The organism is Pseudoalteromonas sp. TB41, from assembly GCF_000497975.1.
GTDB lineage: Bacteria > Pseudomonadota > Gammaproteobacteria > Enterobacterales > Alteromonadaceae > Pseudoalteromonas > Pseudoalteromonas tetraodonis.
The window spans coordinates 32,963-45,829 of sequence record NZ_AUTH01000012.1 but is presented as its reverse complement, the minus strand read 5'-3'; the positions used below and the strand labels follow the sequence as shown (position 1 = coordinate 45,829).

11 protein-coding genes are annotated in these 12,867 nt (G+C 40.3%); all 11 read left to right on the top strand.

Going from position 1 to position 12,867, the window contains the following annotated elements; all coding sequences use genetic code 11:
- The coding region (locus L641_RS0102400) for a M1 family metallopeptidase (protein ID WP_343223204.1) at window positions 1–1,728 on the top strand (1,728 nt) is incomplete at its 5' end.
- Between the two features lie 238 nt (window positions 1,729–1,966).
- Window positions 1,967–3,856, top strand: coding sequence for a methyl-accepting chemotaxis protein (locus L641_RS0102395; RefSeq protein WP_016900175.1), 1,890 nt, complete (start codon window positions 1,967–1,969; stop codon window positions 3,854–3,856).
- Window positions 3,853–4,959, top strand: a complete 1,107-nt coding sequence (locus L641_RS0102390; RefSeq protein ID WP_013463324.1) for a diguanylate cyclase — start codon at window positions 3,853–3,855, stop codon at window positions 4,957–4,959. The genes L641_RS0102395 and L641_RS0102390 overlap by 4 nt, the downstream gene beginning before the upstream one ends.
- Window positions 4,937–5,557 (top strand): DsbA family protein, encoded by a 621-nt coding sequence (locus tag L641_RS0102385; RefSeq protein ID WP_013463325.1) that lies wholly within the window; start codon window positions 4,937–4,939, stop codon window positions 5,555–5,557. The genes L641_RS0102390 and L641_RS0102385 overlap by 23 nt, the downstream gene beginning before the upstream one ends.
- Window positions 5,558–5,780: 223 nt before the next feature.
- Window positions 5,781–6,533: a DUF3450 domain-containing protein gene (locus L641_RS0102380; RefSeq protein WP_013463326.1), complete on the top strand. Its 753-nt coding sequence runs from the start codon at window positions 5,781–5,783 to the stop codon at window positions 6,531–6,533.
- A gap of 10 nt (window positions 6,534–6,543) precedes the next feature.
- A complete protein-coding gene (locus L641_RS0102375; RefSeq protein ID WP_013463327.1) occupies window positions 6,544–7,911 on the top strand; it encodes a MotA/TolQ/ExbB proton channel family protein in 1,368 nt (455 codons plus the stop codon).
- Window positions 7,912–7,914: 3 nt separating this feature from the next.
- A complete protein-coding gene (locus tag L641_RS0102370; protein WP_008111501.1) occupies window positions 7,915–8,442 on the top strand; it encodes a MotA/TolQ/ExbB proton channel family protein in 528 nt (175 codons plus the stop codon).
- Window positions 8,443–8,495: 53 nt separating this feature from the next.
- Window positions 8,496–8,906: a biopolymer transporter ExbD gene (locus L641_RS0102365; RefSeq protein WP_008111500.1), complete on the top strand. Its 411-nt coding sequence runs from the start codon at window positions 8,496–8,498 to the stop codon at window positions 8,904–8,906.
- Between the two features lie 6 nt (window positions 8,907–8,912).
- Window positions 8,913–9,518: an energy transducer TonB gene (locus L641_RS0102360; RefSeq protein WP_008111498.1), complete on the top strand. Its 606-nt coding sequence runs from the start codon at window positions 8,913–8,915 to the stop codon at window positions 9,516–9,518.
- A gap of 37 nt (window positions 9,519–9,555) precedes the next feature.
- Window positions 9,556–10,884 carry a tetratricopeptide repeat protein gene (locus L641_RS0102355; RefSeq protein WP_024601017.1) on the top strand — a complete coding sequence of 443 codons (1,329 nt, stop codon included), beginning with the start codon at window positions 9,556–9,558 and terminating at the stop codon, window positions 10,882–10,884.
- A gap of 314 nt (window positions 10,885–11,198) precedes the next feature.
- Window positions 11,199–12,800 (top strand): hypothetical protein, encoded by a 1,602-nt coding sequence (locus L641_RS0102350; protein ID WP_024601016.1) that lies wholly within the window; start codon window positions 11,199–11,201, stop codon window positions 12,798–12,800.
- Window positions 12,801–12,867 lie beyond the last annotated feature (67 nt).

Sequence of the window (12,867 nt, the reverse complement as noted above, 5' to 3'; positions counted from 1 at the left end):
ATTATATTAAAAAATTATAATTATAAGAGCTTATTATTTATGTTGTTCTTGCACCATGTGATTAGGTGTTACTTGGTTGTTACATTGATATATATACTCAGTGCCTGCACCAGCAAACCTGCAAAATTAGATCCCCTCGTTGCTAATACTGGTCAACCATTATCTAGCGTGGCTCAATCAACCGATGTTATTTTCTATGATCTTAAGTTAGCCGTTTTTCCAGAAGAAAAGCAGATAGCCGGCACAGGGAAAACAGTATTTCGGGTCGTTAAAGAAACTCAGCAAATTGAACTAAAACTCGATAGTCGCTTTAGTATAAACACAGTAACAGTGGCTGATAAGAAAGCCGAATTTCTCCATTCTCATGGTGTGATCACGATTAACTTATATGAAAAAAAGTACCCTGGAGAAGTGGTTGAAGTTGCCATTAACTATTCAGGCAAGCCACATATTGCGCTTAACCCTCCATGGAGTGGTGGTTTTGTATTTAGTGAAACAAACGATGGTAAACCTTGGATAGCAACAGCGGTGCAAGGTGAGGGCTGTGATTTATTTTGGCCTTGTAAAGATCACTTTAGTGACAAAGCCGATAGTATGCGTATACGTGTAACGGTACCCACTGGATTGTATGTTGCCAGTAACGGGGTACTAAAAAATATAACTGTATTACAAAACAAGACTACCGAGTTTGATTGGTTTTTATCTGAGCCTGCGAGTGATTACAACATTGCGCTGAATATTGGCCCATTTGAGCGTGTTCAACAGCAATATACCAGTATAAATGGTACTGACATTCCTGTGGAATTTTGGGTGTTACCTGAAAATAGGCAAAAAGCCAGTAATTTGCTCACCAACGATGTTTATCAACAAATGGCATTTTTTGAATCTGTGTTAGGTCCATATCCATGGGGGCAACAAAAACTTGGCTTTGTAGAAACGCCTCATTTAGGCATGGAACATCAAACGATAAATGCTTATGGCAAAGGGTACACTCGCGACCCTAGTGGTTATGATTGGCTTATTCAGCATGAATTAGCGCATGAGTGGTTTGGTAATTTAATGACACACGAGCAATTGAATGATGCGTGGTTACATGAAGGTTTTGGCTTTTACATGCAACCGTCTTACAGTTTATATACCTTTGGTGAGGCCGCTTATAACCATGCAATGTATAAAGCCTATTTAGGGATAAAAAACTGCCAACCTATTGTTAAAGAGGGTGAGTTAAGCTCAAAAGAAGCTTTTAACTCAGATATTTATGGTAAAGGAGGCTGGACATTACACACTTTGCGTTGGTTAATTGGTGATGAGTTATTTTGGCAAGCAACACGCGAGTTAATCTACGGGAGTAGCGACACGCAAAGTCTCAGTTACCCAATTCAATCGCGATATCGCAACACGCAACAGTTTATTGATATTGTTAATCGCATTACAAAAAAAGACTATAACTGGCTATTTGATGTGTATTTAAAACAAGCTGCATTGCCAACACTAACCATGGAACGTCAAAATAACGTGGCCAATTTATATTGGAGCAAAAGTGAAAAAGATGCGACGCCTTTTAAAATGCCAGTACCCATTTCAATTAATGGCCAGCTTCAAGTTTATATACCAATTGAAGGAGTCATTACCATTAAAGCTAAACCTGTTGATCATATTATTGTTGATCCACAGATGAAGGTACTTCGGCAATTACCGATCACAAGCCAGTGCCAACAAGATGAATAATTTAGGTAAAGCGTTACTATGGGGATAAAATTTATCCCCATAGTGCTTTTAAACACTTATTTATCTGGGCTCTGCTAGCCTATAAATTTAACGCACTGTGGCAAAGTCATCCTTGAAAGAACTAGTTATTTATTATTATTTTTGTTCTTTAATTTCATTGAAGTCATATTTGCTAAGACATTCAGTTAAAAATTTGTTAAAAAGACTCTGATAATAATGATTAATACTTAAGGTACTTATGTTTAGCTCGCTTAAATTCACCTCCAAAATCACCATTGCTGCATCATTAGTGTTAGTTTTAGTGCTAGGTGTTTTCACCATAAATAATTATTTTTCAATGCGGCATCAAACTCAAGAGCAGTTATCGCTAGTACTAGAGCAAAACTCTGAGTCTGTCTCTAAAAATATTGCAAGCTGGCTAAATAATAAATTAGCGATTGTGATCTCTATCGCAAAAACATACCAAGATGACGATGCCAAGTCTTTAACGCTTTCGCAATTAAATACCGCTGAGCTTGCGGGGGATTTTAAAAATACCTACATAGGTAAATCATCGGGTACATTTATTTTAAATGATCAAAGTGTTGTACTCCCCAGCGATTTTGATGCGACAAGTCGCCCTTGGTATAAATTAGTAGAAAATAAAACAACAACGGCTTTTACAACGCCTTATATCGATGTAACGACCAACGAACTGACAATTTCAGCCGTTGCCCCTATTAATAGTAATGGTCAATTTAAAGGGGTAGCGGGGGCAGATATTGATATGCAAACCATCGCTGAAATTATTGGAGATATTGATTTTTTAGGACTCGGTTATGGTTTTTTGCTTGATAATAAAGGGCAAATATTAAGTCACCCTGATAGTAAATTAAATTCAAAAACAGTCGCTGACTTAATTGGTAAAAATGCACCGTTAGCAAGAGAATTCACCGAGTATCAAGTAGCAGGTGAAACCTCGCTGGTATCCTTTACTAAAATTCGTGGTATTGAAAACGTTGATTGGTATTTAGGTGTAGTAGTCAATAAAGATAAAGCGTATTCAAGTGTTTCTTCGTTTGGGCAAAAGGCAATTGTATTTTTAATTATTGGTATTTTAGTGATTGTTGCGTCACTGGAATTTTTACTGCGTTATTTGATGCGCCCTATGTATCGTCTCAATGATGCCATTAGAGATATAGCGCAGGGTGAGGGCGATTTAACCTGTCGGTTAAGCGTAGAAAATGATGACGAATTTGGTCAATTGAGCAATTCGTTTAATATTTTTATAGAAAAAATCCAAAATTCAATAATTCAGGTTAAATCTTCAACGCAGTTACTGGAAACGGCAGTTGCTAAATTGGTTACGCAGACAGACTCAACATTAACTATGTATGACGACCAAAGTGAGCGCACCAATAGTGTGGCATCGGCAATCAACCAGTTTTCAGCCACCTCAACAGAAATTTCAACCAGCGCCAGTAATGCCTCGACGCTTGCCAAAGATGCAGATCAATACTGTGCTAAGAATCAACAGACCCTCACAAACAACGTTTCAAGTATTCATCAACTGTCACAAAATATAGAGCAAGCGCAAGAAACCATAAATAGTTTAGACTCGCATACCGCTAATATAGGAAATGTACTGGCAGTAATAAAAGGGGTGAGTGAGCAAACCAATTTGCTGGCTTTAAATGCGGCGATAGAAGCGGCTCGTGCTGGTGAAGCGGGAAGAGGATTTGCGGTTGTTGCCGATGAAGTAAGGCAACTAGCACAGCGTACTCAGCAATCAACCCAAGAAATAGAAAACACCGTCATTGAATTACAAAAAGGTTCAAGCTCTGCCGTTGAGCTTATGAAAACCAGTTTAGAAGAAAGTGAAAAAAGTGTTCAGCAAGCGGATGCGGTTGGCGATGTAATGAAACAAATAATTAGTGCGATTAAGCAAATAACCGACGCCAATCATAGTGTCGCTAATGCTACGGATGAGCAAAACCAAGTGGTTAAGTCATTACATAGCGATATTCACGTTATCAGCGACTTATCGATTCAAGGCCAATCAAACCTAAATCTTACTTTGGAAGAGTGTACCAAACTTAAGCATCAATTTAGTGACTTAGAGCGCATGGTTAAAAAATTCAAAGTATGATCAGTAAAACAAAAATAAATAAGCCAAGCTGGCTCAATTTAATCAATATTGACAGCGTTTATAGCTTTGATAAACAACGCCAAGTATTTTCGTTATTTACCATGATAGCGATTGCCTTGGTGTTAATTACCTATTTAGTAATTGCCAATCATCACGTGTATGCACCAATCCTTACTATTGCGTTAATTGTGGTTAACGTAACGATTGTAGGGTGTATTATTTATTTTATGAAAACAAAGCAGATTGATGCAATCGCCCTCATCACTTTAGTGATTGTATTTGTGATGTGCTTAGCTTTGGTATACACCGGCGGTAAAGAAAACACTGCTTTATATTGGCTAATGTTTTATCCCGTTGCTGCATTTGCCATACTGGGTGTGAAGTTTGGCGCCTGGTTAAGCAGTGCCATGTTATTGAGCTGTATTGTTATGTTGTATGGCCCTGATATGGGGCAAGTTATTTATGGCGCGGTAGAAAAGACCCGTTTTGTTGCTGCATTTTCGCTGGTGTTAGTGTTTTCGTTTATAGGTGAATATTTTCGTCACCGCAGTCATTTAGCAATTGCTGATATCACCTTAGAGCAAAAACAGCATGCTCATACCGATCAGCTTACCGGGGCGCCTAATCGTCGTTTTATTACCTCACATTTTTTAAAGCTCGCTGCTTCAAGGCCAGAACATTATTTGCCGCTGTCTATTTTACTCATTGATTTAGATAAGTTTAAACAATTAAACGACAGCTACGGGCATGATTTTGGTGATACGGTTTTAATTGAATTTACTAAGTTATTAGAGTCTCAGTTTCCTGCAACAGCGCTTAAAGCACGTTATGGCGGCGAAGAGTTTGTGGTTATTTTACCGCAACAAACAACCCTTGAGGCCAGCATTTTGGCCAACCGTTTTAGAGAATGTGTGCAAAACCATGTGATGCTAACCGACAAACATCAGCGAGTATCATTAACGTGTAGTATGGGTATTGCTCAGGCTAACAGTGTAGATGATTATAATAATGCGTTAAAGCAAGCGGATCAGTATTTATACAGCGCTAAGGCGCAAGGTAGAAATAAGGTGGTATCTGTACATGATCAACACGCCTCAGAGTAAATTAATATATGTACACGACCCTATGTGTAGCTGGTGCTGGGGTTATGCACCGACTTGGCATGCGCTTGAGGCTGCCTTAGCAAACAAACTTCCCATTGAGTACAGAGTGGGTGGTTTAGCTGCAGATACTGACTTGCCAATGAGTCAGGATATGCAGTTGCAACTACAAGCCATATGGCAAAAAATTAGCAGCCAGTTAGGCACAGAGTTTAATTTTGATTTTTGGCGAGACTGCCAACCTCGCCGTTCTACCTATCCCTCTTGCAGGGCCGCTTTAATTGCTCGCAGCTTCAACAAAGAACCACAGATGATAGCGGCAATACAGCAGGCATATTATTTACAGGCACAAAACCCATCGGATGAAGCGGTTTTAATTAAACTGAGCGAAATAATTGGTTTAGACGCCCGTTTATTTGCACAGTTACTTCACTCTAATGAGCTTAAGCGTCGCTTTGATGATGAGCTTAATTATGTTCGCAGTTTACCTATTCAAGGTTTTCCGTCGTTAGTATTAATACATAACAATCGCGCTTACCCTATTGCTATTAACTACACAGATTGGCGACAAACCCTGATTGAAATACAATCCTACCTGTAAACTTAATCCCACTATTTTCATCCCTGAATTGTAAAATAGGCCAATAAGGCTAATTTATTACCGTTGTCATAAAAGCGACTTTTTTACGCAACACGCTTGTCATTTTTAATCTATACACTTTCGCTCATTGAAACTATCTCGCTTTAAATTGTTTTTTATAAACGAGCTAAAGCGATTAATAAACACTAGCAAATCCGCTAATTAACGAGCAAAGGTGTATACGATGAAAGGCGTTAAACCATTAATTTTAGCTGGTATTGTAGCCGCAAGTGCAGCAGTCCACGCCAATGATTTAAACACGGTAATTGATAAAAGCAGCGAAATTAATAATTTAGCTGCGCAATCACAAACAAAAATAGACAAGATTGCAGATTCAATGCAAGGGCGTTTACAGCAATTTAAAACCCTAAATAAAGAAATAGATGGCCTAGCCGTTTATAACGCACAGCTTACCAAACAGTTAAATAATCAAATAGAAGAGATGGAGTCGATTAATTTATCGATGGATCAAGTATCGATAATTGAACGCCAAATAACCCCTTTAATGCTTCGTATGATCACCGGGCTTGAACAGTTTGTTGCCTTAGATGTGCCGTTTTTAAAGCAAGAGCGTAAGCAGCGCCTTGAATCATTAAATGCAATGATGGAACGCGCTGATATTTCATCAAGTGAAAAATTTCGTCGTGTTTTAGAGGCTTATCAAGTTGAGGTTGACTACGGACGCACTATTGAAGCGTATACCGCATTGCTTGATGTGGACAATAAAGAACGTGAAGTTGACTTTCTGCGCATTGGCCGTTTAGAACTCATTTACCTTACCCGCGATGGCAAACAAGCAGGTAGTTGGGATCAACAGTCACAGTCGTTTGTTGCACTGCCTGATTCAACCATTAGCCAAATTAATAAAGGGCTTCGCATTGCTCGCAAACAACTAGCCCCCGATATGTTAACACTGCCAATTCACGCTGCAGAATAAGAGGTTTACCATGAAATTATTAACGAAAATGACAAAAATGGCCGTGTTTGCAGCCAGTTTAAGCTTTGTGGGCACCAGCATTGCCGCTGAGCCGATGAATTTAGATGCCTTATTAAAAACCTTAGAGCAGGGTAAATCAGCGCAATCAGAGCAAAATAAACAACGTGAACAAGAATTTGCAGCACGCCAAAATGAACAAGTGCAAATGCTTAAAAACACCCAAGCTAAACGTAACCAAATGCTTAGCGAGTCAGAGCGTTTAGAGACGCAATTTGAAGAAAACGAAATTAAATTGGCTAATCTAACTGATACCTTATCAAAGCGTATGGGTTCATTAAAAGAGCTATTTGGTGTGCTACAACAAGTCGCTGGCGATTCAAGTAACAAGTTTGCTACCTCTGTGGTATCGGCACAGTTACCTGGGCGTAGTACTTTTATGGACGAATTGGCGCAAAAAATGGGTTCAACTTCAAAGCTTGCGTCTATTGAAGATATAGAAAAGGTTTGGTTTGAGCTACAACGCGAAATGACCGAACAAGGAAAAGTAAGCCGCTTCAATACTGATGTAATTGTTGACGGTGGCAATAAAGTACAAAAAGAAGTGGTACGTGTGGGTGCATTTAACCTTATTAGTGACGGTCAGTACTTAGAGTATACACCGGCCACCAATACCATTAGCCAGCTTACTCGCCAACCAAGTAGCCGCTTTACTGCGACTGCGGCTGATTTGCAGCAAGCAAACACGGGTGTTGTACCGTTTGCGCTTGACCCAACAGGCGGCTCAATTTTAGGTTTGTTAGTACAAGCCCCTGATACCAGCGAGCAAGTTCACCAAGGTGGTGCGGTCGGTTACGTTATTTTAGGCGTTGGTTTATTAGCGTTATTAATTGCGCTAGAGCGTTTTGTATCGCTCATGCTGATGGGTGGAAAAATCCGTCGTCAATTAAAAGACGATACACCCCGTGATGACAACCCGTTAGGGCGCGTCATGAAAGTGAAAGATCAATACCCAAATGTGGCCTACGACACGCTTGAACTTAAGTTAAGCGAAGCCATTTTACGCGAAATGCCAAAAATCACCCGTAATTTAACGCTTATTAAAATTATCTCTGTGGTAGCGCCATTACTTGGCTTGCTCGGTACGGTAACCGGGATGATTAATACCTTCCAAGCAATTACTTTATTTGGTACTGGCGACCCTAAACTAATGGCGGGCGGTATTTCGCAAGCCCTAGTTACTACGGTATTAGGTCTTGTGGTTGCCATTCCAACGGTGTTTTTATACACCTTATTGAATACTCGCTCAAAAGGCTTACTGCTTATTTTACAAGAACAAAGTGCAGGTATTATTGCCGAGCGAAGCGAGAAAGGAGCCTAAACCATGGTGCTATTGATTGATTCAATCAATGCTATCCGTGATTTTCTCGACACGGGTGGCCAAGTGCTCTTGGTCATTGCCGTGTTAATTTTCGCGATGTGGTTATTGATACTCGAGCGATTTATGTACTTTTTTAATGGCTATCGGCACTACAAAAAAGACGTTAAAAATACGTGGAAAACGCGAAGTGAACGCAACAGCTGGAATGCAGAGCAAATACGCCAAGCCATGGTGTCACGCGCCAGCATGCGTTTAAACGCAAATTTACCGCTGATTAATGTAATGGTGGCGCTGTGTCCACTATTAGGGTTGCTTGGCACAGTTACAGGGATGATAGAAGTCTTTGATGTAATGGCCATTACAGGTACAGGCAGTGCACGCTCTATGGCATCAGGTGTGTCAAAAGCAACCATACCAACAATGGCAGGAATGGTCGGTGCGTTATCTGGGGTGTTTGCCTCAACCTATTTACAACGAAAAGCAAAGCGTGAAGTTGAATTGTTGCAAGACACTATGGTGTTAGACCACTAAATAATTATTGAAAAGCGGTGAACATAATTACCGCTTATTCTAGGAGAAATAACATGAGAGCCCCATTAGGTAATTTATTCCAAGAAGACGAAGCAGAAGAAATAAACATGACCCCTATGCTGGATGTTGTATTTATTATGCTTATTTTCTTTATCGTGACAGCCTCGTTTGTTAAAGAAGCGGGTATTGATGTAAACCGTCCAGAAGCGGCAACCGCAGTAAAAAAAGAGCGGGCTAACATATTAGTGGCCATTTCAGATCAAGGCGAAATTTGGATCAATAAACGTCAAATTGATGTACGCGCTGTACAAGCCAACATTGAGCGCTTAAAAGCTGAAAATCCACAAGGCAGTGTAGTTATTCAGGCTGATAAAAAAGCCACCACAGAAACCTTGATAAAAGTCATGGATGCCTCGCGTGCAGCGGGTGTATTTGATGTTTCAATAGCGGCTCAAGAAGGGTAACGAGTGATGCGTTATGTACTTGCGTTAATTATAGCGGGTGTGGTGACCTTTATGCTGTTTTTAGGTATGCAGGCATTGATCACCGGTGGTGAAGGCGCCATGACGGAGCCTGCCAAAGGGAATGTGTTAGATTTTGTACGTTTGAAAAAAGAAGAAACGGTACAAAAAAAGGAGCGTAAACCACAAAAGCCGCCAACGCCTAAAGAGCCACCACCGCCAATGGAATCGCCACAAATGCAAAGTAGCGATAACAACGCAGCCAGCAACAACTTTGATTTTGCTGCCAATGTCGATGCGGATGTAAATCTAGCGGGTGGATTAGCGTTAGAAACCAGTGATGGTGAGTATTTACCCATAGTAAAAGTAGCACCGGTCTACCCAAGGCGTGCGTTATCGCGTGGTATTGAAGGGTATGTCATTGTTGAATTTACAGTGACAAAGCAAGGCACGGTTAAAGAGCCGCAAGTTATTAAAGCCGAGCCAGAGTCATTATTTGACAGAGCAGCGATGGATGCGGCCCTTAAATTTAAATATAAACCGCGCGTGGTTAATGGTGAAGCCGTTGAAGTAGCCGGTGTGCAAAATAAAATTTCTTTCCAAATTAATGGTTAATTCTGTTAAGTAAGCAAAGAGTGAACGTGAGGCAATTATGAAATTAAAACTAACAACCAAGCTATTAAAGCTGAGTATGCTGTGCACTGTTGCAATCAGTGCCAGTATTGTTACACCAAGTGCATTAAGTGTACTTCCGGGTGTAAATTTGGCGACAGTACAGGCCGCTGAACAGCAAAAAACAACACGAGTACCCGCACTTCGTGAAAAAGTATACAGCCAATTGGCTCGCGCCCAAAAACTAGCGGATGATGGCGACAGTAAAGCGGGCTTGGCTGCGCTTGACAGCATACAAGCGCGCTCATCAAGTATGAACTCTTATGAAATTGCGATGATGCATAACTTTTATGGGTTTATTTATTACAATGAGAACGACCTTGTAAAAGCGATTGCTTCATTTGAAAAAGTGATTGCCGAAGATGGCATTCCAGAAACACTACGCCTGAGCACAACATTCAGCCTTGCGCAGCTTGCTATGGCTAACAGTGACTATAAAAAGGTGATTGCATTTTTAGACAAATGGGACGCCATAAACACTAAGCCTAAAACCGACGCCTATTATTTATTAAGGGCGCAAACCTACTATCAATTAAAAGACTATGAGCAAGGCCTAAGTTACATTACCCAAGCCATTAACTTAAGTGATAGCGAAGGCAAAGTACCCAAAGAAAACTGGCTGGTACTGCAACGCGCTATGTATTACTCACTTAACCAAACCGATAAAGTAGTGAGCGTACTTGAGCGTATGGTAAAGCTTTACAATAAACCTGAGTATTGGGTCCAATTAGCCGGTATGTATGGTGAAACTGGGCAAGAAAAACAGCAGCTTAGTGTTTTAGAGGCTGCTTACCAGCAAGGATTTTTAACCTCTAAATCTGATCTAAGGCAGCTTGCGCAGGTATATTTATATAATCAGCTTGCTTATAAAGCAGCCAGTGTAATGAGTAAAGCAATAGAGCAGGGGATTGCTGAACCAACTGCTAAAAATTATGCCTTTGTAGCCGAGGCCATGGTACAAGCTAAAGAAGATGCTAAGTCGATTAGTTACTTTACCAAAGCTGCAGAGCGTTCAGAGCATGGTAAATACGACCAGCGCTTAGCTGAAGTGTATGTAAACACCGAGCAGTATGACGAAGCTGCCGATGCAGCGCGAATGGCACTGGATAAAGGCGGCCTTGATTTTGAATCAAATGCGTTTGTTGCTTTAGGGATGGCGCAATACAATTTACAAAATTTTGATGCGTCTATCCTTGCGTTTGAACAAGCCGAAAAGCACAAAAAGTCGCAACGTTTAGCCCAGCAATGGATCAAATATGTAAAACGCGAAAAAGTGCATGCGCAAACATTAAAAACAGCACTGCTTTAATTTTTATAGTGCGATTATTAGTTCTTAATTGACGCACTAAAAACCATTTCATAATTGCACTACTCAAACCACACTAACATTCGGTTAGTGTGGTTTTTTTGCTTGCATTTTTAAAATAACTAATTGATTTTTAATTAATTAACATTGTCATTTTATGTTTATTAAAGTGTAACTTCATTGTCATATCACTCCCGTATTGTACTTCGTATTCGATAACTCAAGTGACCTTAATGCATGAGTATCGTGCCTTAAAGTGACTTAAGTTATTACTTAATGCGCTAACACAATAATTAAATACTTTTACGGAGTGAACAATGAAATTATCTGGCTTATTCAAAATCAGCTTAGTGGCTACAGCAATGACACTTGCTGGTTGTGGTGGTGATATAGAAATTACACCAACCGTTAATGATAACAGCACCAGTACAGACAACAGTGTTAATAATTCTAATAACAACACCGGTTCAACAACTGATGATGAGGCTGTATGTGCAAGCTATGAATCAGATGCAGGCACGGTAACAGGCGTGGTCAGTGGTATAGATTGCTTATACAACGATTCATTTTCAAGTAAAACTATTTCAATTACTAACAACATTACTTTTAAAGAGTTACCTGGCGGTGGTGTACATGTATTTGCTGATGCCCTGCAAATTGGTGAAGATGGCAACACAGTTGATGGCTTTTCTATTCCAACTAATGGCCCAACTATGACTGTAGAGCCTGGCGCAACGCTTGCGTTTCAATCAGGTGAAGCGATTTTACGTATTGCACGTGGTGCAAAAATTCAAGCCGTGGGTACAGCAGAAAAGCCAGTAGTATTTACCTCAGCTAATGCCTTTGACCGTTTTGATACAGCTGGTGAAGGTGCACGTTATGCTGACTGGGGGGGCATTATCATTAATGGTCAAGGTATTACTGACCAATGTACAGATGCAGAGCGTGATGGCGGTACATGTAACGTAGCCTCTGAAGGTATAACAAGCTACTTTGGTGGTAACGATAATAGCGATTCAAGCGGTAATATTAAATGGGCTAAAGTATGGTATGCAGGCTCTGGCCCTCGCGTAGGTGGTGAAGGTGATGATTTAAATTCATTAACACTTAATGCTGTTGGTTCAGGCTCTGAGTTTGATTACATTCATATTCACCAAGGCTTTGATGACGGTATTGAAATCTTTGGTGGTGCAACCACGCTTAAGCATATTGCAGTAACAGATACTCAAGATGATTCGTTTGACTTTGATGCCGGTTGGCAAGGTAAGGCGCAGTACTTATTTGTTCAACACGGTACGGTAACGCTTAACGATGGTTCTGTGGTTAATATGGGTAATAATGGTTTTGAGTCTGACGGCGTTAAAGGTTCATCTTCTGCTCAAGTATCACCTTCAAACCCGATGGTTGCTAATGTGACTGTGGTTACAACTGATGGCAATTCAGTTCGTGATGATGACCCTTCACAAGCCTACAAGTTTGATGATCAATTTAATTCAAGCATTTATAACGCGTTAATTGTTAAGAAAAACGCAGTTAATACACAATGTATCGAATTCTCGGGTGATGGTGAAAAGCAAGCCGATAACATTTCTTTTACTAGCTCAGTAATGGCATGTTCAAATAATTTCGCTAATACAGATACCTTTGCTGGTGGTCCGCTTGCAGGACAAACTAAAACAGCATGGTTTGAAAATGGCGGTGCGAGTGAAATTTTAACAGATGATGTCTCTGTACTTGCTGCTAATGGTTTTGCTACTAATACGGCTTCTACAGATGTGAGCGTTACAGCCACTGATTTAAGTACAACAGATTCGTTCTTTGAATCGGTAAATTACATCGGTGCCGTATCGGACCAGGATACAACCTCAAATTGGTATAAATGGGTTGAAGCAGCAGTAGCCGCGGCTAACGCAGACTAATTTAGCACTATTTATAAACTTCTGAAGGCGCCTTGGAGCTTGCATAATAAGCGTTTGGCGCCTCTTT

Coding starts and splice junctions, on each gene's coding strand:
- L641_RS0102395 (WP_016900175.1), top strand. CDS start 1,967: ATGTTTAGCTCGCTTAAATTCACCTCCAAAATCACCATTGCTGCATCA.
- L641_RS0102390 (WP_013463324.1), top strand. CDS start 3,853: ATGATCAGTAAAACAAAAATAAATAAGCCAAGCTGGCTCAATTTAATC.
- L641_RS0102385 (WP_013463325.1), top strand. CDS start 4,937: ATGATCAACACGCCTCAGAGTAAATTAATATATGTACACGACCCTATG.
- L641_RS0102380 (WP_013463326.1), top strand. CDS start 5,781: ATGAAAGGCGTTAAACCATTAATTTTAGCTGGTATTGTAGCCGCAAGT.
- L641_RS0102375 (WP_013463327.1), top strand. CDS start 6,544: ATGAAATTATTAACGAAAATGACAAAAATGGCCGTGTTTGCAGCCAGT.
- L641_RS0102370 (WP_008111501.1), top strand. CDS start 7,915: ATGGTGCTATTGATTGATTCAATCAATGCTATCCGTGATTTTCTCGAC.
- L641_RS0102365 (WP_008111500.1), top strand. CDS start 8,496: ATGAGAGCCCCATTAGGTAATTTATTCCAAGAAGACGAAGCAGAAGAA.
- L641_RS0102360 (WP_008111498.1), top strand. CDS start 8,913: ATGCGTTATGTACTTGCGTTAATTATAGCGGGTGTGGTGACCTTTATG.
- L641_RS0102355 (WP_024601017.1), top strand. CDS start 9,556: ATGAAATTAAAACTAACAACCAAGCTATTAAAGCTGAGTATGCTGTGC.
- L641_RS0102350 (WP_024601016.1), top strand. CDS start 11,199: ATGAAATTATCTGGCTTATTCAAAATCAGCTTAGTGGCTACAGCAATG.